Origin of the sequence: Pseudomonas sp. PONIH3, from assembly GCF_002934345.1 — a bacterium.
Classification (GTDB): Bacteria; Pseudomonadota; Gammaproteobacteria; order Pseudomonadales; family Pseudomonadaceae; genus Aquipseudomonas; species Aquipseudomonas soli.
Genome location: NZ_CP026386.1, coordinates 3,877,268 through 3,897,654, shown reverse-complemented (window position 1 = coordinate 3,897,654; position 20,387 = coordinate 3,877,268). Strand labels below are relative to the sequence as shown.

General features: G+C 63.7%; 21 protein-coding genes and 1 pseudogene. 13 read left to right on the top strand and 9 right to left on the bottom strand.

Annotated features, from left to right (window positions below):
• Positions 1–83: 83 nt before the first annotated feature.
• On the top strand, positions 84–443 hold the full coding sequence (locus C3F42_RS18020) for a cupin domain-containing protein (protein WP_094010905.1): 360 nt from the start codon (positions 84–86) through the stop codon (positions 441–443).
• 104 nt (positions 444–547) lie between these two features.
• Here C3F42_RS18020 and rpmG read toward each other — a convergent pair whose 3' ends face one another.
• Positions 548–703, bottom strand: a complete 156-nt coding sequence (rpmG, locus tag C3F42_RS18015) for a 50S ribosomal protein L33 (RefSeq protein ID WP_003253507.1) — start codon at positions 701–703, stop codon at positions 548–550.
• An 11-nt stretch (positions 704–714) separates the two neighbouring features.
• Positions 715–951: a 50S ribosomal protein L28 gene (gene rpmB, locus C3F42_RS18010; protein ID WP_023629974.1), complete on the bottom strand. Its 237-nt coding sequence runs from the start codon at positions 949–951 to the stop codon at positions 715–717.
• A gap of 371 nt (positions 952–1,322) precedes the next feature.
• Between rpmB and C3F42_RS18005 the strand changes: the two genes are divergently transcribed.
• On the top strand, positions 1,323–2,912 hold the full coding sequence (locus C3F42_RS18005; RefSeq protein ID WP_038707056.1) for an ABC transporter substrate-binding protein: 1,590 nt from the start codon (positions 1,323–1,325) through the stop codon (positions 2,910–2,912).
• Positions 2,913–2,969: 57 nt separating this feature from the next.
• Here the strand turns inward: C3F42_RS18005 and radC are convergent, their stop codons facing one another.
• Positions 2,970–3,650: a DNA repair protein RadC gene (radC, locus tag C3F42_RS18000; protein WP_023629973.1), complete on the bottom strand. Its 681-nt coding sequence runs from the start codon at positions 3,648–3,650 to the stop codon at positions 2,970–2,972.
• 127 nt (positions 3,651–3,777) lie between these two features.
• Here radC and coaBC point away from each other — a divergent pair, with 127 nt between their 5' ends.
• The 5 genes and pseudogenes from coaBC to C3F42_RS17975 all read left to right on the top strand — a co-directional run bounded on the left by coaBC (position 3,778) and on the right by C3F42_RS17975 (position 8,279).
• Positions 3,778–4,989 carry a bifunctional phosphopantothenoylcysteine decarboxylase/phosphopantothenate--cysteine ligase CoaBC gene (coaBC, locus tag C3F42_RS17995; protein WP_094010904.1) on the top strand — a complete coding sequence of 404 codons (1,212 nt, stop codon included), beginning with the start codon at positions 3,778–3,780 and terminating at the stop codon, positions 4,987–4,989.
• 5 nt (positions 4,990–4,994) lie between these two features.
• Positions 4,995–5,450, top strand: coding sequence for a dUTP diphosphatase (gene dut, locus C3F42_RS17990; RefSeq protein WP_094010903.1), 456 nt, complete (start codon positions 4,995–4,997; stop codon positions 5,448–5,450).
• Positions 5,451–5,584: 134 nt separating this feature from the next.
• Positions 5,585–6,958 (top strand): annotated as a pseudogene (locus C3F42_RS17985) (phosphomannomutase/phosphoglucomutase); the annotation flags it as partial.
• 30 nt (positions 6,959–6,988) lie between these two features.
• Complete coding sequence (gene argB / locus C3F42_RS17980) at positions 6,989–7,894, top strand: acetylglutamate kinase (protein ID WP_023629901.1); 906 nt, start codon at positions 6,989–6,991, stop codon at positions 7,892–7,894.
• Between the two features lie 178 nt (positions 7,895–8,072).
• The gene (locus C3F42_RS17975; protein ID WP_023629900.1) at positions 8,073–8,279 is read left to right on the top strand and encodes a hypothetical protein; all 207 of its coding nucleotides are present in this window, start codon (positions 8,073–8,075) and stop codon (positions 8,277–8,279) included.
• 56 nt (positions 8,280–8,335) lie between these two features.
• Here C3F42_RS17975 and pyrE read toward each other — a convergent pair whose 3' ends face one another.
• Positions 8,336–8,977, bottom strand: coding sequence for an orotate phosphoribosyltransferase (pyrE, locus tag C3F42_RS17970; protein WP_023629899.1), 642 nt, complete (start codon positions 8,975–8,977; stop codon positions 8,336–8,338).
• Positions 8,978–9,057: 80 nt separating this feature from the next.
• On the opposite strand from pyrE, the gene C3F42_RS17965 reads away from it, so the two are divergent.
• Positions 9,058–9,837 carry an exodeoxyribonuclease III gene (locus C3F42_RS17965; protein ID WP_023629898.1) on the top strand — a complete coding sequence of 260 codons (780 nt, stop codon included), beginning with the start codon at positions 9,058–9,060 and terminating at the stop codon, positions 9,835–9,837.
• A gap of 47 nt (positions 9,838–9,884) precedes the next feature.
• Here C3F42_RS17965 and C3F42_RS17960 read toward each other — a convergent pair whose 3' ends face one another.
• Together C3F42_RS17960 and rph are read right to left on the bottom strand one after the other, a co-directional pair.
• The gene (locus C3F42_RS17960) at positions 9,885–10,253 is read right to left on the bottom strand and encodes a DUF4870 domain-containing protein (RefSeq protein ID WP_023629897.1); all 369 of its coding nucleotides are present in this window, start codon (positions 10,251–10,253) and stop codon (positions 9,885–9,887) included.
• Positions 10,254–10,277: 24 nt separating this feature from the next.
• Positions 10,278–11,000: a ribonuclease PH gene (rph, locus tag C3F42_RS17955; protein ID WP_038707058.1), complete on the bottom strand. Its 723-nt coding sequence runs from the start codon at positions 10,998–11,000 to the stop codon at positions 10,278–10,280.
• A gap of 224 nt (positions 11,001–11,224) precedes the next feature.
• On the opposite strand from rph, the gene C3F42_RS17950 reads away from it, so the two are divergent.
• Positions 11,225–12,088 (top strand): YicC/YloC family endoribonuclease, encoded by an 864-nt coding sequence (locus C3F42_RS17950; protein ID WP_038707059.1) that lies wholly within the window; start codon positions 11,225–11,227, stop codon positions 12,086–12,088.
• Between the two features lie 13 nt (positions 12,089–12,101).
• Positions 12,102–12,722 (top strand): guanylate kinase, encoded by a 621-nt coding sequence (gmk, locus tag C3F42_RS17945; RefSeq protein ID WP_023631276.1) that lies wholly within the window; start codon positions 12,102–12,104, stop codon positions 12,720–12,722.
• Positions 12,723–12,798: 76 nt separating this feature from the next.
• Here the strand turns inward: gmk and C3F42_RS17940 are convergent, their stop codons facing one another.
• The 3 genes from C3F42_RS17940 to C3F42_RS17930 form a co-directional block, all read right to left on the bottom strand.
• Complete coding sequence (locus tag C3F42_RS17940; protein WP_023631275.1) at positions 12,799–14,340, bottom strand: APC family permease; 1,542 nt, start codon at positions 14,338–14,340, stop codon at positions 12,799–12,801.
• Positions 14,341–14,451: 111 nt separating this feature from the next.
• Complete coding sequence (locus C3F42_RS17935; protein ID WP_023631274.1) at positions 14,452–15,225, bottom strand: gamma-glutamyl-gamma-aminobutyrate hydrolase family protein; 774 nt, start codon at positions 15,223–15,225, stop codon at positions 14,452–14,454.
• Positions 15,226–15,229: 4 nt separating this feature from the next.
• A complete protein-coding gene (locus C3F42_RS17930; RefSeq protein WP_094010901.1) occupies positions 15,230–16,612 on the bottom strand; it encodes a glutamine synthetase family protein in 1,383 nt (460 codons plus the stop codon).
• Between the two features lie 207 nt (positions 16,613–16,819).
• Here C3F42_RS17930 and C3F42_RS17925 point away from each other — a divergent pair, with 207 nt between their 5' ends.
• From C3F42_RS17925 to spoT, 3 genes are all read left to right on the top strand, one after another.
• Complete coding sequence (locus tag C3F42_RS17925) at positions 16,820–17,695, top strand: LysR family transcriptional regulator (RefSeq protein ID WP_104444693.1); 876 nt, start codon at positions 16,820–16,822, stop codon at positions 17,693–17,695.
• A gap of 239 nt (positions 17,696–17,934) precedes the next feature.
• A complete protein-coding gene (rpoZ, locus tag C3F42_RS17920; RefSeq protein WP_008091595.1) occupies positions 17,935–18,198 on the top strand; it encodes a DNA-directed RNA polymerase subunit omega in 264 nt (87 codons plus the stop codon).
• 59 nt (positions 18,199–18,257) lie between these two features.
• A complete protein-coding gene (gene spoT / locus C3F42_RS17915) occupies positions 18,258–20,366 on the top strand; it encodes a bifunctional GTP diphosphokinase/guanosine-3',5'-bis pyrophosphate 3'-pyrophosphohydrolase (protein ID WP_038707062.1) in 2,109 nt (702 codons plus the stop codon).
• Positions 20,367–20,387 lie beyond the last annotated feature (21 nt).

Sequence of the window (20,387 nt, the reverse complement as noted above, 5' to 3'; positions counted from 1 at the left end):
GGGGAAACTATCAATATATTTGACACCAACGGCTCAAATGCCTACTGATGTTCATTTTATTAAACAACGACAGGGTAACCACCATGAGTATCACCAGCATCGTCGACTTTGCCCAAGTTCTGACCGAAGCCGAACGCTACCGTCCGGCAGCGGAGAAAATCCTCAAGGGCGAGCCTGACCAGGCTGTCTACAACCACTACACCAGCCCGTGCGGGCAGTTCGCTGCGGGCGTCTGGGAAGGCGAGGTGGGCCAGTGGACGGTGAACTACACCGAGCACGAGTACTGCGAGATCGTCCAGGGTGTGTCGGTGCTGCGCGACCAGGACGGCGGCGCCAAGACCTTGCGTGCCGGCGATCGCTTTGTGATCCCCGCAGGCTTCAAGGGCACCTGGGAAGTGCTGGAGCCGTGCCGCAAGATCTATGTGATGTTCGAGCAGAAATGAACCCAATCGCGGGGCCCGGCTTCATGCAGGCCCCGCGATGACTTTGCTGGAGACATAAAAAAACCCGCCACCTTGCGGTTGCGGGTTTTCAGGTTGCCGATCAATTACTTGATCTTGGCTTCCTTGTACACCACGTGCTTGCGGACGACCGGATCGTACTTCTTGATCTCGATCTTGTCCGGAGTGGTGCGCTTGTTCTTGTCGGTGGTGTAGAAGTGGCCGGTACCGGCACTCGAAACCAGACGGATCAATTCACGCATGATGTTCTCCTTTAAACCTTGGCGCCAGCGCGACGGATGTCGACCAGAACGGCATCGATGCCGCGCTTGTCGATGATACGCATGCCTTTGGCGGAAACGCGCAGACGCACGAAGCGCTTCTCGGACTCAACCCAGAAACGGTGGTGCTGCAGGTTCGGCAGGAAACGACGACGGGTTTTGTTGTTTGCGTGGGAAATATTGTTCCCAGTTACCGGACCCTTACCGGTAACTTGACAGACTCTCGACATGCCTCAGCCCTCTAAAACCACATGCCCAACCCGGCATGGGTTGGCCGCTTAATCTCTCAGTCAATGGCGCCAAGGCGCCGTGTTCCCGGGGGTCTTATCGGCCGGGTGCGCTTACGCGACAGACCGAGCCCCTAGAAAAGAGCGCTGCTTTATACCAGAAAGACTCCGCCACAACAACAGAATATGAGAGTTCCGGTCGGGCCGAGCGCGCCTGGGCAGCATAACGACTGGGGCGGCAAGCTGTCGACCGCCCGTCGCCGAATTAATGCGAAAGGGTGTGGTCATTTGCCCATGCCCGCACTAGGGTAGGACATTTCCTCAATTTCCAGACTGCACCGGCAGATGGGCCACCGACCAGCCAAGGAGTCACCATGCGTGCCGCCGCCCTTTCCCTCCTGTTCACCACCCTGTGCGCCACGGGCCTTGCCCAGGCCGCAGCGCTGTCGGTGTGCACCGAAGCCAGCCCCGAAGGCTTCGACGTGGTGCAGTACAACTCGCTGACCACTACCAACGCCTCGGCCGACGTGCTGATGAACCGCCTGGTCGAGTTCGATGCCGCCGAGGGCAAGGTGGTGCCAAGCCTGGCGCAAAGCTGGACGGTGTCGCCTGACGGCCTGGTCTACGACTTCAAGCTGCGCCCGGACGTGAAGTTTCACACCACCGCTTACTTCAAGCCGACCCGCGAACTGAACGCCGACGACGTCCTGTTCAGCTTCCAACGCATGCTTTATCCGGCCCACCCCTGGCACAAGACCGCCCCGGGCGGCTACCCGCATGCCCAATCTCTGCAACTGGGCAGCTTGATCAAGGCCATCGACGCACCCGAGCCGCACACCGTGCGCTTCACCCTGACCCACGCCGACGCCACTTTCCTGGCCACCCTGAGCATGGGTTTTGCCTCGATCTACTCCGCCGAATATGCCGACAAGCTGCTCAAGGCCGGCACCCCCGAGAAACTCAACAACCAGCCAGTGGGCACCGGCCCGTTCGTCTTCCAGCGTTTCCAGAAAGACGCCGTGGTGCGCTACCGCGCCAACCCTGACTATTTCGCCGGCAAGCCGTCGGTCGACCCGCTGATCTACGCCATCACCCCGGACGCCAACGTCCGCCTGCAAAAGATCAGGCGCGGCGAATGCCAGGTGGCCCTGTCGCCCAAGCCGCTGGACATCGCCGAGGCCGGCAAGGACGGCAACCTCAAGGTCGCCACCACCCCGGCATTCATGACCGCCTTCGTCGCCATCAACAGCCAGCACCCGCCACTGGACAAGCCTGAAGTGCGCCAGGCCATCAACCTGGCCTTCGACAAGCCGGCCTACCTCAAGGCCGTGTTCGAAGATACCGCCACTGCCGCCAACGGTCCTTATCCGCCGAATACCTGGAGCTATGCCAAGGACCTGCCCGGCTACACACTCGATCACAAGAAAGCCAAGGCATTGCTGGCCAAGGCCGGCCTGGGCAAGGGTTTCGAGACCACCATCTGGACCCGCCCGTCGGGCAGCCTGCTCAACCCCAACCCCAGCCTGGGCGCACAGATGCTGCAGGCCGACCTTGCGAAAATCGGCATCAAGGCCGAGATCCGCACCATCGAGTGGGGCGAGCTGATCCGCCGCGCCAAGGCCGGCGAGCACGACCTGCTGTTCATGGGCTGGGCCGGAGACAACGGCGACCCGGACAACTTCCTCAGCCCGCAGTTTGCCTGCGCCGCGGTCAAGTCCGGGACCAACTTCGCGCGTTTCTGCGACAACCGCCTGGACCAGCTGATCAACGCCGGCCGCACCACCAACGACCAGAGCGTGCGCAGCCGCCTGTACCAGCAGGCTCAGACGCTGATCCAGCAGCAGGCGCTGTGGCTGCCGCTGGCGCATCCGACTGCGGCAGCGTTGCTGCGCCAGGACGTACAGGGTTACCAGGTGAGCCCGTTCGGGCGGCAGGATTTCAGCAAGGTCTCAGTCAACCGCTGACGCCCAATCACGAGGCAAGCCCACAGTCATTGTGACAGCGGGCTTGCCCCGCGCTGCCTAACCGGCCAGCCATCCATGCTCGACCATCGACAAAGGCTCGCCATCACCCACGATGACATGGTCCATCACCCGCACATCGATCAGCGCCAGCGAGCGCTTGAGCATCAGCGTCAAGTGCACGTCATCCTGACTCGGCTCGCATATGCCCGACGGATGGTTATGGCAAAGGATCAGGGCCGCCGCGTTGTGCAGCAATGAGCGCCGAACGACCTCGCGGGGGTAGATACTCGCGCGGTCTATGGTGCCACGGAACAGTATCTCGAACGCCAGCGGCCGATGTTTGGTGTCCAGGAACAGGCAGCCGAACACCTCGCTGGACTCGTGCCGCAGCATGGACTTGAGATAGCGCCTCACCGAGGCCGGGCTCTCCAGAACCGACGCACGCTCGATGTGCTCGTCCAGGTAGCGCCTGCCTATTTCCAGCAATGCCTGCAACTGCGCATACCGCACCGGCCCCAGGCCAGGCTCGCGCAGCACCATGGCCCGATCCGCCTCGAGGAACTGGCGCAGCCCGCCGAACTTTGCCAGCAACCCACGCGCCAGGTCGAGCACATTGCGCCCGGCAACCCCAGACCCCAGCAGAACCGCCAGCAATTCCGCATCCGACAGGATCCCCGCGCCACGCTGCAACAACTTCTCCCTCGGCCGTTCTTCAGCCGGCCACTCCCTGATGTTCATTTCCCCTCCTCGCCTGCCACTACGGCCCCTTTGGGCGCTGTGTTAATCTAGTTCGCTTCGAAAATGCGACGATCTGCCGCAGGCAGCTGTCGTCGCCACCCGCTTTCACTGGAATAAGGCAAGGCCTATGCAGCGGTTGTATCGCAAGCGCATCGTTCTCGGCGTGGGTGGCGGCATCGCCGCCTACAAGAGCGCCGAGCTGATTCGCCGACTCCTGGAACACGGCGCGCAGGTGCGCGTGGTCATGACCCGTGGTGGCGCCGAGTTCATCACCCCGCTCACGCTGCAGGCGCTGTCCGGCCACCCGGTGCACATGGACCTGCTCGACCCCGCGGCCGAAGCGGCCATGGGCCATATCGAGCTGGCCAAATGGGCCGACCTGGTGCTGATCGCCCCGGCCACCGCCGACCTGATGGCGCGCATGGCCCAGGGCATGGCCGACGACCTGCTGACCACCCTGGTGCTGGCCACCGACGCCACCGTTGCCGTCGCCCCGGCGATGAACCAGGCCATGTGGCGCGACCCGGCGACCCAGGCCAACCTCGAGCTGCTCAAGAGCCGCGGCATCCAGGTATTCGGCCCGGCTTCCGGCAGCCAGGCCTGTGGCGACGTGGGCCTGGGTCGCATGCTCGAAGCCACCGACCTGGCGTGGTGCGCCGCCGAAAGCTTCAAGCGCCAGGCCCTGACCGGCAAGCACGTGCTGATCACCGCCGGCCCCACCCAAGAGAACATCGACCCGGTGCGCTACATCACCAACCATAGTTCAGGGAAGATGGGCTTCGCCCTGGCCGAGGCCGCCGCCGAAGCCGGAGCTCGGGTTACCCTCGTCACCGGTCCTGTGCACCTGCAGACCCCCGACCGGGTCAGTCGCATCGACGTGGTCAGCGCGCGGGACATGCTCGCGGCCTGCGAAGCAGCCATGCCGTGCGACCTGTTTATCGCCTCGGCTGCGGTCGCGGACTACCGCCCGGAGGTCGTCGCCCCTCAGAAGCTTAAGAAGGATCCCACCACCGGCGACGGCATGCTGCTGCAGATGGTGCGCAATCCCGATATCCTTGCGACCATTGCCGGTCGCGCCGACCGCCCGTTCAGCGTCGGCTTCGCCGCCGAGACCGAGCACCTGCTCGACTACGCCACGCGCAAGCTCAAGGACAAGAACCTCGACCTGATCGTCGCCAATGATGTGGCCAACCCCAGCATCGGCTTCAACAGCGAGGAAAATGCCCTGACCGTGATAGACCGGCAGCAGCATCAAACCCTTTTCGCGCAGACCAGCAAAGGCAAGATTGCCCGCCAGTTGGTCGCCTTCATCGCCGAACGGCTCAACCAGGTTCAATAAGTTACATGCACGCTCTTCAAGCCAAGATCCTCGACCCACGCCTAGGCACCGAATTCCCCCTGCCGCAGTACGCCACCCCCGGTTCCGCCGGGCTGGACCTGCGTGCCCTGCTCAAGGAGGACACCGTCCTCGAACCGGGCCAGACCCTGCTGATCCCCACTGGCCTGTCGGTGTACATCGGCGACCCGGGCCTGGCGGCCATGATCCTGCCGCGCTCGGGCCTGGGCCATAAGCACGGCATCGTGCTGGGCAACCTGGTTGGCCTGATCGACTCCGACTACCAGGGCGAGCTGATGGTGTCCTGCTGGAACCGTGGTAACACGCCGTTCACCATCACCGTCGGCGAGCGCATTGCGCAACTGATCCTGGTGCCGGTGATGCAGGCGCACTTCGATATCGTCGAGCAGTTCGACGAAACCCAGCGTGGCGCCGGCGGCTTCGGCCATTCGGGCACCCGCTGAGCCAACGACAGACCGTTGGGCCATGGATGGCGAACTCTGCGGCGAAACCACCGTCCAAGCGTTCAGTTTGTGCCTGCCCAGAAGCCTTTGAATACTTGGAGTCCCCAGAGATGAACGACATGGCCCAGCTGGTCCCCGCACTGCCCGACAGCATCTTCCGCGCCTATGACATCCGCGGCGTGGTCGGCAAGACCCTGCATGCCGAGACCGCCTACTGGATCGGTCGCGCCATCGGCGCCCAGACCCTCGCCCAGGGCGAGCCACAGATCTCGGTCGGCCGTGACGGCCGCCTGTCCGGCCCGATGCTGGTCGAGCAACTGATCAAAGGCCTGGCCGACGCCGGTTGCCAGGTCAGCGATGTCGGCCTGGTGCCGACCCCAGCGCTGTACTACGCCGCCAACGTGCTGGCTGGCAAGTCGGGGGTGATGCTCACCGGCAGCCACAACCCGTCGGACTACAACGGTTTCAAGATCGTCATCGCCGGCGACACTCTCGCCAACGAGCAAATCCAGGCCTTGCTGACGCGTTTGAAGAGCAACGACCTGTCCCGCGGCGAAGGCCGCGTGGAAAAGGTCGAGATCCTTGATCGCTACTTCCAGCAGATCGTCGCCGACGTGAAACTGGCCAAGCGCCTGAAGGTGGTGGTCGACTGCGGCAACGGCGCCGCCGGCGTGGTCGCTCCGCAACTGATCGAAGCGCTGGGCTGCGACGTCATCCCGCTGTTCTGCGAAGTCGACGGCAACTTCCCCAACCACCACCCGGATCCGGGCAAGCCCGAGAACCTGGAAGACCTGATCGCCAAGGTGAAAGAGACCGGCGCCGATATCGGCCTGGCCTTCGACGGCGACGGTGACCGCGTGGGTGTGGTGACCAACACTGGCAGCATCGTCTACCCCGACCGCCTGCTGATGCTGTTCGCCCAGGACGTTCTATCGCGTAACCCGGGCGCCGAGATCATCTTCGACGTCAAATGCACGCGCCGCCTGACACCGCTGATCGAACAGCACGGTGGCCGTGCCTTGATGTGGAAGACCGGCCACTCGCTGATCAAGAAGAAGATGAAACAGACCGGCTCGCTGCTGGCTGGCGAGATGAGCGGGCACATCTTCATCAAGGAACGCTGGTACGGTTTTGACGACGGCATCTACAGCGCCGCGCGCCTGCTGGAGATCCTCAGCAAGGCCGGGCAGAACGCCGAACGCCTGTTCGCCGCGTTCCCAAATGATATTTCCACGCCGGAAATCAACATTGATGTGACCGACGAGGGTAAATTCAGCATCATTGATGCACTGCAACGCGACGCCGACTGGGGCGAAGCCAGCCTGACCACCATCGACGGTGTGCGGGTCGACTATCCCCACGGCTGGGGCCTGGTTCGCGCCTCCAACACCACACCGGTGCTGGTGCTGCGCTTCGAGGCCGACAGCGCCGCAGAACTCGACCGAATCAAGGCTGTATTCCGCACGCAGTTGCTGCGGGTCCAACCAGGCCTGCAACTGCCGTTCTGACGACTATCCGTTCCTTACCTGGAGCCCTGCATGACCCTCGATCGCGATGCCGCTTCCCATGTAGCCGAGGTTTTGTCCGAAGCACTGCCTTACATCCGCCGCTTCGTCGGCAAGACCCTGGTGATCAAGTACGGCGGCAACGCGATGGAGAGTGAGGAGCTCAAGACCGGCTTCGCCCGTGACATCGTGCTGATGAAGGCTGTAGGCATCAACCCGGTGGTGGTTCACGGTGGCGGCCCGCAGATCGGCGACCTGCTCAAGCGCCTGTCGATCGACAGCCACTTCATCGATGGCATGCGCGTCACCGACGCGGCGACCATGGACGTGGTGGAGATGGTCCTGGGCGGCCAGGTGAACAAGGACATCGTCAACCTGATCAACCGCCACGGCGGCAGCGCCATCGGCCTGACCGGCAAGGATGCTGAGCTGATCCGCGCCAAGAAGCTCACCGTCACCCGCCAGACCCCGGAAATGACCACCCCGGAAATCATCGACATCGGCCATGTCGGCGAGGTCGTCAGCGTCAACACCGACCTGCTGAACATGCTGGTCAAGGGTGACTTCATTCCGGTGATCGCGCCGATCGGCGTGGGTGCCAACGGCGAGTCGTACAACATCAACGCCGACCTGGTAGCCGGCAAGGTGGCCGAGGCGCTGAAGGCCGAGAAGCTGATGCTGCTGACCAACATCGCCGGCCTGATGGACAAGCAGGGCGAGGTCCTCACCGGGCTGAGCACCGAGCAGGTCAACGAGTTGATCGCCGACGGCACCATCTACGGTGGCATGCTGCCGAAGATCAAGTGCGCGCTGGATGCCGTCCAGGGCGGCGTGAACAGCTCGCACATCATCGACGGCCGCGTGCCGAATGCCGTGCTGCTGGAGATTTTCACCGACAGCGGCGTGGGCACGCTGATCAGCAACCGCAAGCCACGCTGATTCAACCAGCCCACTGCTATGCAAGCCCGCCCCCCACGCAGATGGAGGGTACGGGCTTGTAGCGCGATAAGACGAGCACTGCCCAGAACAGCCCCACAGCAGTGTCGGACGGGTACTACAACATCTGCTTTCATCGGCTGATTAGCATGGAGACTTCCCACACACAGGAGATCCAGCGATGAAAAAAGACGAGGTTCCCTACGGCAGCGATGTTTCCGCAGGTAGCTACGAGTGTGCCGACTGCGGCTACGAGTACTCCAATCAGGGTAAGAAGTCACTACCGCCTTGCCCCGATTTCGACACCATCTCCCACCCGAAGCGGGCCTGGAAGATCCTGACTGGTGTCGGCGACGCCGTGCAGGACCCCTACCCCAACGGCCGTTGAAACACCGGCATGAAAAAGGCGACCTCAGGGTCGCCTTTTCCGTTGCCGTGTGCGCGTCAGATACCGTACTGGGCGCGGTAGGCTTCGACCGCCGGCAGGTGTTGCTTGAGCTGCGGATCGTCAGCCAGGAATTCCAGTACCTGGGTCAGCGAGACGATGCTCACGACCGGGATACCGAAGTCGCGCTCGACCTCCTGGATCGCCGACAGCTCGCCATTGCCGCGCTCTTCGCGGTTCAGCGCGATCAGCACGCCAGCAGCCTTGGCCTGCTGGGCGTTGATGATCTGCATCACTTCGCGGATGGCAGTGCCGGCGGTGATCACGTCGTCGATGATCAGCACGTCGCCGGCCAGCGGGGCGCCGACCAGGTTGCCGCCCTCGCCGTGGTCCTTGGCTTCCTTGCGGTTGAAGCACCATGGCACGTCGAGCTGGTGCTGGTCAGCCAACGCCACCGCCGTGGTGGCTGCCAGCGGAATGCCCTTGTACGCCGGGCCGAACAGCACGTCGAAGGAGATCTTGCTGTCGACGATGGCCGCCGCGTAGCAACGCCCCAGCTGCGCCAGGGCGGACCCGGTGTTGAACAGACCGGCATTGAAGAAGTACGGGCTGGTACGCCCCGATTTCAGGGTGAACTCACCGAAGCGCAGAACGCCGCGATCGATGGCAAAACGGATGAAGTCGCGCTGATACGGCTGCATGAAAGGTCCCGGACACCACGGATTTAGCTAAATGTGTTGAGCTCGGGTATCATACACGCACGAGATTTTTGGGGCCATTTATGCGGATCATCAGTGTGAACGTAAATGGCATTCAGGCTGCGGCCGAGCGTGGATTGCTCAGCTGGTTGCAAGCCCAGAATGCCGACGTCATCTGCCTTCAGGATACCCGCGCCTCGGCCTTTGAACTCGACGACCCAGCTTTCCAGCTCGATGGCTATTTCCTTTACGCCTGCGACGCGGAGGTGCCCACCCAAGGTGGCGTGGCACTTTACTCGCGCATGCAGCCCAAGGCAGTCATCACCGGCCTGGGCTTCGAGACAGCCGACCGCTACGGGCGTTATCTGCAAGCAGATTTCGACAAAGTCAGTATTGCCAGCCTGTTGCTGCCTTCGGGCATGAACGGCGACGAGGACTTGAACCAGAAATTCAAGTTGATGGACGACTTCGCCAAGTACCTGGACAAGCAGCGCCGCAAGCGTCGCGAGTACATTTACTGCGGTTCGTTCTACGTGGCGCAGCAGAAGCTAGACATCAAGAACTGGCGTGACAGCCAGCAGTCGCCGGGCTTCCTGCCGCCCGAGCGCGCCTGGATGGACGCCATCGTCGGCGACATGGGCTATGTCGATGCCCTGCGCGAAGTCAGCCGTGAAGGCGACCAGTACAGCTGGTGGCCGGACAACGAGCAGGCCGAGATGCTCAACCTGGGTTACCGGTTCGACTACCAGATCCTTACCCCAGGCCTGCGCCGCTTCGTGCGCAACGCTCGCCTGCCGCGCCAGCCGCGCTTCTCCCAGCACGCGCCGCTGATCGTGGACTATGACTGGACGCTGACCATCTGAGGATGGCACGCACAAAAAAGCCGACCATCAGGTCGGCTTTTTTGTGTCTATCTGATCGGCCGCCAGATGAAGGGATAGCGATATGGCTGCCCTTCATTGGTCTTGACCGCTGCCAGGATGATCAGGATCAGCACCGCCACCATCAGCACGGCGAACAGCAGGATGCCGATGAACACGAACATCAGCAGGAAGCAGACGAAACCGGCGATGGTCACGCTGATCTGGAAGTTCAGCGCCTCCTTGCCCTGGGCATCGATGAACGGGTCCTGCTCGCGCTTGAGGTGCCACAGCACCAACGGGCCCAGCAAATGCCCAAGGGGCAGCACCAGCCCCAATAATGCCGAGAGATGGCAGAACATCGCCCATTGCCGGACATCGGCGCTGGGCGGGGTGATCGGCAGATCCGAGTCGTTCATATCCCGCACCTCCCTGGTGTCTGCTCAGTCGGCCAGCGCCGCCTTCTGCAGTTCGAAGATTTCGTCCATGCCTTTCTGCGCCAGCGCCAGCATGGCGTTGAAGTCGTCAGGCTGGAACGGCGCGCCCTCGGCGGTGCCCTGCACCTCGATGAAACCACCGGCGCTGGTCATGACCACGTTCAGGTCGGTCTCGGCGGCGGAGTCCTCGAGGTAGTCGAGGTCGAGCACGGCCTCGCCCTGGTACATGCCCACCGATACCGCAGCGATCATGTGCTTGAGCGGGTTGCCACCCTTGAGACCGCCACGTTTCTTGATCACCGCCAGGGCGTCGCACAGAGCGACCATGGCGCCGGTGATCGAGGCAGTGCGGGTGCCGCCGTCGGCCTGGATCACGTCGCAGTCGACGTACAGGGTGATGTCGCCGAGCTTGCTCATGTCCAGCGCGGCGCGCAGGGAGCGGCCAATCAGGCGCTGGATCTCGAGGGTGCGGCCGCCTTGCTTGCCACGGCTGGCCTCGCGTTGGTTACGCTCGCCGGTGGAGCGCGGCAGCATGCCGTACTCGGCGGTCAGCCAACCTTGGCCCTGGCCTTTGAGGAAGCGGGGAACACCGTTCTCGACGCTGACCGTGCAGATGACCTTGGTGTCACCGAACTCGACCAGAACCGATCCTTCGGCGTGCTTGGTGTAGTTGCGAGTAATGCGGATCGAGCGGAGCTGATCGGCGGCGCGACCACTTGGACGTTTCATCTGGAATACCTGTACGGGGACTTTGAATCTGCCGAGCATTATAGAGCCCGACACCCGACGAAGGCACGCCTGTCGTCGCGCTCGCGCAGCCTGTCGTGTTTTCCGACAGGTTTAGGGGCGACCGTTAGCATGGCTGGATTGGGCGCCCGCGCCGCACTGCGCTACAATCCTGCGCCTTGCAGCCGACAGGCTCCCCGTCCACCTGAATACGCGAGGTACTCCCCATGGTGCATAGCATGACCGCTTTTGCTCGTGTCGAGCGCGCCGGCAGCCAAGGCACCCTGGTCTGGGAGCTGCGCTCGGTCAACCACCGCTATCTCGAACCCCACCTGCGCCTGCCCGAGGCCCTGCGCGACCTCGAGGGCGCCGTACGCGAAGGCCTGCGCCAAGGCCTCTCGCGCGGCAAGGTCGAGTGCACCCTGCGCCTTAGCGAGGACAGCACCGGCAAGCCACTGCAGGTCGATCGCGAACGTGCCGCGCAACTGGTGGCCGCCGCCGAAACCGTCGCCAGCCTGATCAAGCAACCGGCACCGCTCAACCCGCTGGAAGTACTGGCCTGGCCGGGCGTGCTGGTGGCCGACGCCACCGATCCGCAAGCGCTCAATGCCGAAGCCATCGCACTGTTCGACGAAGCCCTGACCGAACTCAAGGCCGGCCGCCAACGCGAAGGCGCCGAACTGGCCCGGCTGATTAACGAGCGCCTGGACAGCATGGCCGGCGAAGTCGCCACCCTGCGCACCCTGGTGCCGCAGATGCTGGCCGCGCAACGGCAGAAGGTCCTCGATCGCTTCGGCGATATGAAGGCCGAGCTCGACCCGCAGCGCCTGGAGCAGGAAATGGTCCTGCTGGCGCAGAAGAGCGACGTCGCCGAAGAGCTGGACCGCCTCAGCACCCACGTCACCGAAGTGCGCCGTGTGCTCAAGTCGGGCGGCGCCGCTGGCCGGCGCCTGGACTTCCTGATGCAGGAGCTCAACCGCGAAGCCAACACCCTTGGCTCCAAGGCATTCGACCCACGCAGCACGCAGGCGGCAGTCAACCTGAAGGTGCTGATCGAACAGATGCGTGAACAAGTACAGAACATCGAGTAAGGCCACCCCTACCATGAACCACAGCAGCGGCACCCTCTACATCGTCTCGGCCCCGTCCGGCGCCGGCAAGACCAGCCTGGTCACTGCCCTGATCAAGGACGACGAGCGCGTCCGCGTCTCGGTCTCCCACACAACCCGTGCCATGCGCCCGGGCGAGGAACACGGGGTCAACTATCACTTCGTGGTCCACGAAGAGTTCAAGGCACTGATCGCCCAGGGCGATTTCCTCGAGCACGCCGAAGTGTTCGGCAACTTCTACGGCACTTCGCGCAGCGCCCTGCAGGAAACCCTCGACCAGGGCTACGACCTGATCCTGGAGATCGACTGGCAAGGTGCCCAGCAGGTGCGCAAGCTGATGCCCGAGGCGCGTTCGATCTTCATCCTGCCGCCAAGCCAGGAGGCCCTGCGCCAACGCCTGGACGGCCGTGGCCAAGACAGCGAGGAAATCATCGCCGGACGCATGAAGGAAGCGGTCAGCGAGATGGTGCACTACGACGAATATGAGTACGTCATCATCAACGATGACTTCGCAGTGGCACTGGAAGAAATGAAGGCAGTGTTCGCATCGAACCGTCTGCTGCTGAAAAAACAGCAACAGCGCCATGGAGCACTGCTGAAACAACTGGTCGGCTGAAAAAGCATCGCGGGGCAATCCCGCCGCCACGCGTTTGGCGTGGCGGCGGGATTGCCCCGCGAGGATTCCGACTGGTTTATTCCTGCAACTGCAACGTCGCCTGCTGACGCAGGGTAGCCCCCAGGAAGTACGCTGGCGCACGCAGCCGCGACAGCAGCATCAGCACGATACCCAGCGCCGAGATGATCGCCGCGATCACGAATACCAGCCCCAGCCCACCCACATGCGAGCCGCTGCCGAAGTCTGGCGAGGCGCTGTCGATCGCCGTGCGCAGGAAGATCACCGACAGGATCAGGCCACCCACCAGCGGGCACACGCCGCGCATGAAGAAGTGGCGCACGCTGTCGAACAGGCTGCGGCGGAAGTACCACACGCAGGCGAAGGCCGTCAGCGAGTAGTAGAAGCAGATCATCATGCCCAGGGCGGTGATGGTATCGGCCAGCACGTTCTCGCTGAGGGTACGCATGGTCACGTAGAACAGGCCCGCGGCAATACCGGCACAGATCGTCGCGTAGCGCGGCGTCTGCGAACGCGGGCACACCGTGGCGAAGCGTTGCGGCACAGCGCCGTAGTAACCCATGGCGAGCAGGGTGCGCGCTGGCGAGACGAAGGTCGATTGCAGCGAGGCGGCGGTGCTGGCCAGCACCGCGATGGACATCAGAATCGCCAGCGGGCCCATGACCGGCCCGGCCAGGTGGGCGAACACGTTCTCCTGGATGCGCGGATTGTTCAGGCCCAAGCCATGCTCGCTGATCCCGGCAAACTGGAGGGTGGCGATGGCGGTGAGCAGGTACAGGCCGAGGATCAGCAGCACGGTCCAGGTCGCCGCCTTGCCCGGCACTTCGTCGCTGCCGATCGACTCTTCGCTGACGGTCAGGCACACGTCCCAGCCCCAGAAAATGAAGATCGACAGCGACAGACCGGCGGCAAAGGCCGAGAACGACTCGACACCGAACGGGTTGAACCAGGCCAGGTCGAACGCCAGCGGCGGCGGCGCGGTGGTCTCGCCGAACGCGGCAAAGGCGAAGCCGATAAGGACCAGCAACTGCAAGGCCACCAGGCCGTACTGCACCGTCATGGTGGTGGCCATGCCGCGACAGCAGATCCACACTGCCAGGGCGATGAACACGCAACAGGTGGTGACGTTGATCAACAGGTTGTCCGCCAGCGCGGCCAGCTCCTGGTTGCCGGTGATCTGCGCCAGGAACAAGTAGAAGAAGTCCACCGCCACGCCTGCCAGGTTGGACAGCACGATGGTGGTGGCCACCACCAGCCCCCAGCCGCCAATCCAGCCGATCATCGGGCCGAAGGCCCGGGCCGACCAAGTGAAGGACGTGCCGCTGTCGGGCTCCGCCGAGTTCAGCTCGCGGTAGCCCAGGGCGACCAGCAGCATCGGCAGGAAGCCGACGATGAACACCGCCGGCAAGTGGGCGCCGACTTCACGCACGGTCGGGCCGAGCGCGCCAGTCAGAGTATAGACCGGTGCAATGGTGGAAATGCCCAGCACGACGCTGGCCAGCAGGCCGAGGCGGCCCTTGGCCAGGCCCTTGCTGCGCTGGGTGTTGCCCGAGTCGGCCGCCACGTCGGGTGGGCGGCCGGCTTCTGTGTAATCGCTCATGAGTATTTGCCGTAACTATTGGAATTGTTTTCACAGGCCCCCGTAGAGGGCCCGCTTCCACTCATTGAAAGCTCACTGCCGGGGTGGGTCATCCGAGACTACCGGGTGACGTCAGAGGGTCTTCTGGCGCACACCCTCCCGTGCAGCATGGGCAATGCAGGCCTCGCGGAACGCCTCGAACAGGCGCAGCGAAACCGGGTTTTCGGCGAAACGCCATTCAGGGTGCCACTGCACGCCGAGTACAAAGCCCGGCGCATCAGGCATCGACACCGCTTCAATAAGGCCATCCGGGGCCCGTGCCTCGACGCGCAGGCCCGGGGCCAGGCGGTCGATACCCTGGCTGTGCAGCGAGTTGACCTCGAACCGCGCAGCCAGGCCCAGGCGCTCGAACATCCCACCCGGCTGTATGCCGACGGGGTGACGAGGGCCGTATTGCACCTCCAGGGGTGCGTCCTCAGGTTCGCGGTGGTCCAGGTAGCCGGGCAATTCCTGCACCCGTTGGTGCAGGCTGCCACCGAGGGCCACGTTCAGTTCCTGGAATCCACGGCAGATGCAGAGCACCGGCACACCCGCGGCAATGGCCGCCTGCAGCAGCGGCAAGGTCAGGCGGTCACGTGCAAGATCGTGCCGGGTGCCTTCCGCGCTGGGCGCGCCATTGTAATGATGCGGCTCGACATTTGAAGGCGAACCGGTAAAAAGAATGCCATCGAGCCTGGCCAGCAGCGCCTGCGTGTCGCTGCCGCCGTCACGGGCCGGCAGGATCAGCGGCAGCCCGGCAAAGCCCGCGGCCTCGACATACTTGTCGCCCACCGTGTGCGACGAGTTCTTCCCCACCTGCTGGCGGCAGGCGCTGACACCGATCAAGGGGACCGCAATTGCGCTCATGGGCTTACACCGTGTGCAGGTACCAGTTGTACTCGAGGTCGGAGATCGACACTTCGAACTCGGCCAGCTCGCTCTCCTTGCAGGCCACGAAAATGTCGATGTAGTCCGGGCTGATGTATTGGTTGAGGACTTCACTGTCATCCAGCGCGCGCAGGGCATCGCGCAGGTTGTTCGGCAGGCTCTGCTCCAACTGCTCGTACGAGTTGCCTTCGATCGGCGCGTCCGGCTCGATCTTGTTGGTCAGGCCGTGGTGAATGCCGGCGAGGATCGCCGCAAGCATCAGATACGGGTTGGCGTCGGCGCCAGCCACGCGGTGTTCGATGCGCACGTTCTCGCTGCTGTCGGTCGGCACGCGGACGGCCACGGTGCGGTTGTCCAGGCCCCAGCTCGGCGCGTTGGGCACGTAGAACTGGGCACCGAAGCGACGGTACGAGTTGATGTTCGGGCAGAGGAACGCCATCGATGCCGGCATGGTTTCCAGCACACCGCCGACGGCATGGCGCAGGGTGTCGCTTTGCAGCGGATCCTCATTGGCGAAGATGTTCTTGCCGGTTTTCTTGTCCAGCAACGAAATGTGCACGTGCAGGCCGTTGCCGGCCTGGCCCGGATAGGGCTTGGCCATGAAGGTGGAATCCATCTCATGGTCGTAGGCGACGTTCTTGATCAGGCGCTTGAGCAGGATCGCGTAGTCACAGGCCTTCAGCGGGTCGGCGACGTGGTGCAGGTTCACCTCGAATTGCGCCGGGGCGCTTTCCTTGACGATGGCATCAGCCGGAAGGCCCTGCTCCTTGGCGGCTTCGAGCATGTCCTGAAGGCAGTCGGCGTACTCATCGAGATCGTCGATCAGGTACACCTGGGTCGACTGCGGGCGCTTGCCCGAAATCGGCGAGCGCGGCGGCTGCGGGCGACCGTTGAGGTTGTCCTGGTCGATCAGGTAGAACTCCAGCTCGAACGCGGCGCAGATATCCAGGCCCAAGTCGTCGAACTTGCTCACCACCTGGCGCAGCACTTCCCGCGGGTCGGCAAAGAACGGCGCGCCGTCCAGCTCATGCATGGTCATCAGCAGCTGGGCGGTGGGGCGTTTCTGCCAGGGTTCGTCGCACAGCGTGCCAGGAATCGGCAGACAGATGCGGTCGGCGTCACCGATATCCAGGCCCAGCCCGGTGCTTTCGACGGTCGAGCCGTTGATATCCAGGGCAAACAGCGATGCCGGCAGGTTGATGCCCTTCTCGTACACCTTGTGCAGGCTGGCGCGCTCGATGCGCTTGCCGCGCACCACGCCGTTCATGTCGGAGATCAGCAGGTCGACGTACTGGGTATCCGGATGGGCATCCAGGAATTCATTCATCTCGCGGGAAGAACTGGCGCACGGGGAGACCGACGTCATGGCTGTACATCCTTTGATTCGGAGCGGCGATGTGGGAACTGCGGATGACGCCTTGGAGGGCGACGATGGTGCTGCTGTTGTTCTTTTCACTGGCCCATCGTTGGGGGCTGGTTGCCGACCGGCTGCATTGATTCCCGGGGGCCGTTCCACTATAAAATGGCCAAAACGCAACAGACATTGGCATTTTGGCAAGCAGAGCGTGCACCGATGCAATATCAGATCAACCATGCGGACCTTTCCCTGGTCCTGGCACTGGAGCGCGGCCGCTCGCTGGCCAAGGCAGCCGAACTGCTCAAGGTCGACGTTTCGACGGTGTTCCGCTCGATCCGCCGGCTGGAGTCGGCGCTGGGCACCGCCTTGTTCGTCAAGAGCCGTAAAGGCTACCTGCCCACCGACACCGCCCAGGCCCTGGCCGAACAGGCCGAGCGCGCCGAGCAGGCCCTGGACGCGGCGCGCATCGCCCTGACCAGCGGCGAACAGGTGGTCAGCGGCACCGTGCGCCTGACCTGCACCGAGGCCGTGCTGCACAGCCTGCTGCTGCCGGCGCTGGCCGAGTTCATGCCCAACTATCCGGCGTTGTCGCTGGAGATGGGTACCTCCAACACCTTCGCCAACCTCAGCCGCCGCGATGCCGACATCGCCCTGCGCCTGACCAACACGCCGCCGGAGCACCTTGTCGGGCGCTGCCTGGGGTCGACCTCCTATGTGGTCTGCGGCCAGCCGGCGCTGCGCGAGCGGCTGCAGGAGGCCCCCCTGAGCGTGCCCTGGATCGCCCCCGACGATTCCATGCAGGACCACGCCACCGTGGTCTGGCGCAACCAGCATCATCCCGGCCTGATCCCGCGCTACCAGTGCAGCGGCATGTCGACCATCGCCCAACTGGTGACCACCGGCCTGGGCGTGGCGGCACTGCCCGACTACATGGTCCACGACCTGCCCGGCGTCGCGGCACTGAGCGGCCCGCTGCCCGGCTGCGACACCCAGTTATGGCTGCTGACGCGGCCCGATTGCCGTGCCCTGCGCTCGGTGCAGACGCTGTTCGAGGAGCTGACCCCGCGCCTGCGCGACGCGATGTTGCGTTAACGCGTCAAGGGCGGTTGTTTTCAGGTAACAAGAACCGTTATCGTCCGAATCAGGCAGGACACGGACTGCTTCGCGGGCAAGTCCGCTTCCACAGGGCCCGCAAAGCGATTCCAACAGCATCGGAGAAAGGCCACCCGACAAAACAGCCCTTCCCTATTGGCTGGTGATTTTTTAAACTATCGAGTCCGCCTGCCCATTCTGGGCTGCACGCCTAACCGCATTTGCTACTGAGGAAGACCATGGCCCGCGTAACTGTTGAAGACTGCCTGGAACACGTGGATAACCGCTTTGAGCTGGTCATGCTCTCGACCAAGCGCGCCCGCCAGCTGGCTACCGGCGGCAAAGAGCCCCGCGTTGCGTGGGAAAACGACAAGCCGACCGTCGTCGCCCTGCGTGAAATCGCCGAAGGCATCGTCACGCCAGAGTTCATCGCCGCCGAAGAGATCGTCACCGAGGATCCGGTATTCGCCGCGTTCGAGGACGAGAACAACGAGGCCGTCTAATTGATGCCCAGTCGACACCGTGCGGCGCAAGGCCCTTTTCTACTGCAAGAGGTGAAACCATGCCGGGTATAGAAGCCCTCGCCGAACGGCTGTCGACCTATCTGGGCCCCGAACAGGTCAATCTGGTTCGCCGGGCCTACTTCTACGCCGAGCAGGCCCACGATGGCCAGCGCCGCCGCAGCGGCGAGCCCTACGTGACCCATCCGCTGGCAGTGGCCAGCATCCTTGCCGACATGCACATGGACCATCAGAGCCTGATGGCGGCCATGCTGCACGATGTGATCGAAGACACCGGCATCGCCAAGGAAGCCTTGAGCCAGCAATTCGGCGAGACCGTCGCCGAGCTGGTCGACGGGGTCAGCAAGCTGACCCAGATGAACTTCGAGACCAAGGCCGAGGCGCAGGCCGAGAACTTCCAGAAGATGGCCATGGCCATGGCCCGCGATATCCGCGTGATCCTGGTCAAGCTGGCCGACCGCCTGCACAACATGCGCACCCTGGAAGTGCTCTCCGGCGAAAAACGCCGGCGCATCGCCAAGGAAACCCTCGAGATCTACGCCCCCATCGCCAATCGTCTGGGCATGCACACCGTGCGCGTGGAGTTCGAGGACCTCGGCTTCAAGGCCATGCACCCGATGCGTTCGTCGCTGATCCACCGGGCAGTGAAGGCCGCGCGCGGCAACCGCAAGGAGATCGTCGCCAAGATCGAGACCTCGCTGGCCAACTGCCTGGCCGCCGACGGCATCGAAGGCGAGGTCAGTGGCCGACAGAAACACCTCTATGGCATCTACAAGAAGATGCGCGGCAAGCGCCGCGCCTTCACCGAGATCATGGACGTGTACGCCTTCCGCATCATCGTCGACAAGGTCGACACCTGCTACCGCGTGCTCGGTGCCGTGCACAACCTGTACAAGCCGCTGCCGGGCCGCTTCAAGGACTACATCGCGATCCCCAAGGCCAACGGCTACCAGTCGTTGCACACCACGCTGTTCGGCATGCACGGCGTGCCCATCGAAATCCAGATCCGCACCCGCGAAATGGAAGAGATGGCCAACAACGGCATCGCCGCGCACTGGCTGTACAAGTCCAACGAGGAAGAGCAGCCAAAAGGCAGTCATGCCCGCGCCCGCCAATGGGTCAAGGGCATCCTCGAGCTGCAGCAGCGCGCCGGCAACTCGCTGGAATTCATCGAGAGCGTGAAGATCGACCTGTTCCCGGACGAGGTCTACGTCTTCACCCCGAAAGGCCGGATCATGGAGCTGCCCAAGGGCTCCACCGCCGTCGACTTCGCCTACGCGGTACACACCGACGTCGGCAACAGCTGCATCGCCTGCCGCATCAACCGCCGCCTGGCACCGCTGTCCGAGCCACTGCAGAGCGGCTCCACCGTCGAGATCGTCAGCGCACCGGGGGCCCGGCCGAACCCGGCCTGGCTCAACTTCGTGGTCACCGGCAAGGCGCGCACGCATATCCGCCACGCCCTCAAGCAGCAGCGCCGCTCCGAGTCCATCAGCCTTGGCGAGCGCTTGCTGAACAAAGTGCTGACCGGCTTCGACAGCAGCCTTGAGAAGATCCCGCAGGAGCGCGTCCAGGCGATCCTCACCGAGTACCGCCTGGAGCTGGTCGAAGACCTGCTCGAAGACATCGGCCTGGGCAACCGCATGGCCTACGTGGTCGCCCGCCGCCTGCTGTCCGCCGAAGGCGAACAGCTGCCGGCCCCGGAAGGCCCGCTGGCGATCCGCGGCACCGAGGGCCTGGTGCTCAGCTACGCCAAGTGCTGCACGCCGATCCCGGGCGACCCGATCGTCGGCCACCTGTCGGCCGGCAAGGGCATGGTCGTGCACCTGGAAGACTGCCGCAACATCAGTGAAGTCCGACATAACCCGGAGAAGTGCCTGCAGCTCTCCTGGGCCAAGGACATCACCGGCGAGTTCAACGTCGAGCTGCGCGTCGAGCTGGAGCACCAGCGCGGCCTGATCGCCCTACTGGCCAGCAGCGTCAACGCCGCCGACGGCAACATCGAGAAAATCAGCATGGACGAACGCGACGGCCGTATCAGCGTGGTCCAACTGGTGGTCAGCGTGCACGACCGCGTGCACCTGGCCCGTGTGATCAAGAAGCTGCGCACCTTGACCGGCGTGGTCCGCATCACCCGGATGCGTGCGTAGTCCGCCAACCGCAAGGAGTCA

Excerpts from the sequence above, each read along its gene's own strand:
- C3F42_RS18020 (WP_094010905.1), top strand. The coding sequence starts at position 84 with ATGAGTATCACCAGCATCGTCGACTTTGCCCAAGTTCTGACCGAAGCC.
- rpmG (WP_003253507.1), bottom strand. The coding sequence starts at position 703 with ATGCGTGAATTGATCCGTCTGGTTTCGAGTGCCGGTACCGGCCACTTC.
- rpmB (WP_023629974.1), bottom strand. The coding sequence starts at position 951 with ATGTCGAGAGTCTGTCAAGTTACCGGTAAGGGTCCGGTAACTGGGAAC.
- C3F42_RS18005 (WP_038707056.1), top strand. The coding sequence starts at position 1,323 with ATGCGTGCCGCCGCCCTTTCCCTCCTGTTCACCACCCTGTGCGCCACG.
- radC (WP_023629973.1), bottom strand. The coding sequence starts at position 3,650 with ATGAACATCAGGGAGTGGCCGGCTGAAGAACGGCCGAGGGAGAAGTTG.
- coaBC (WP_094010904.1), top strand. The coding sequence starts at position 3,778 with ATGCAGCGGTTGTATCGCAAGCGCATCGTTCTCGGCGTGGGTGGCGGC.
- dut (WP_094010903.1), top strand. The coding sequence starts at position 4,995 with ATGCACGCTCTTCAAGCCAAGATCCTCGACCCACGCCTAGGCACCGAA.
- argB (WP_023629901.1), top strand. The coding sequence starts at position 6,989 with ATGACCCTCGATCGCGATGCCGCTTCCCATGTAGCCGAGGTTTTGTCC.
- C3F42_RS17975 (WP_023629900.1), top strand. The coding sequence starts at position 8,073 with ATGAAAAAAGACGAGGTTCCCTACGGCAGCGATGTTTCCGCAGGTAGC.
- pyrE (WP_023629899.1), bottom strand. The coding sequence starts at position 8,977 with ATGCAGCCGTATCAGCGCGACTTCATCCGTTTTGCCATCGATCGCGGC.
- C3F42_RS17965 (WP_023629898.1), top strand. The coding sequence starts at position 9,058 with ATGCGGATCATCAGTGTGAACGTAAATGGCATTCAGGCTGCGGCCGAG.
- C3F42_RS17960 (WP_023629897.1), bottom strand. The coding sequence starts at position 10,253 with ATGAACGACTCGGATCTGCCGATCACCCCGCCCAGCGCCGATGTCCGG.
- rph (WP_038707058.1), bottom strand. The coding sequence starts at position 11,000 with ATGAAACGTCCAAGTGGTCGCGCCGCCGATCAGCTCCGCTCGATCCGC.
- C3F42_RS17950 (WP_038707059.1), top strand. The coding sequence starts at position 11,225 with ATGGTGCATAGCATGACCGCTTTTGCTCGTGTCGAGCGCGCCGGCAGC.
- gmk (WP_023631276.1), top strand. The coding sequence starts at position 12,102 with ATGAACCACAGCAGCGGCACCCTCTACATCGTCTCGGCCCCGTCCGGC.
- C3F42_RS17940 (WP_023631275.1), bottom strand. The coding sequence starts at position 14,340 with ATGAGCGATTACACAGAAGCCGGCCGCCCACCCGACGTGGCGGCCGAC.
- C3F42_RS17935 (WP_023631274.1), bottom strand. The coding sequence starts at position 15,225 with ATGAGCGCAATTGCGGTCCCCTTGATCGGTGTCAGCGCCTGCCGCCAG.
- C3F42_RS17930 (WP_094010901.1), bottom strand. The coding sequence starts at position 16,612 with ATGACGTCGGTCTCCCCGTGCGCCAGTTCTTCCCGCGAGATGAATGAA.
- C3F42_RS17925 (WP_104444693.1), top strand. The coding sequence starts at position 16,820 with ATGCAATATCAGATCAACCATGCGGACCTTTCCCTGGTCCTGGCACTG.
- rpoZ (WP_008091595.1), top strand. The coding sequence starts at position 17,935 with ATGGCCCGCGTAACTGTTGAAGACTGCCTGGAACACGTGGATAACCGC.
- spoT (WP_038707062.1), top strand. The coding sequence starts at position 18,258 with ATGCCGGGTATAGAAGCCCTCGCCGAACGGCTGTCGACCTATCTGGGC.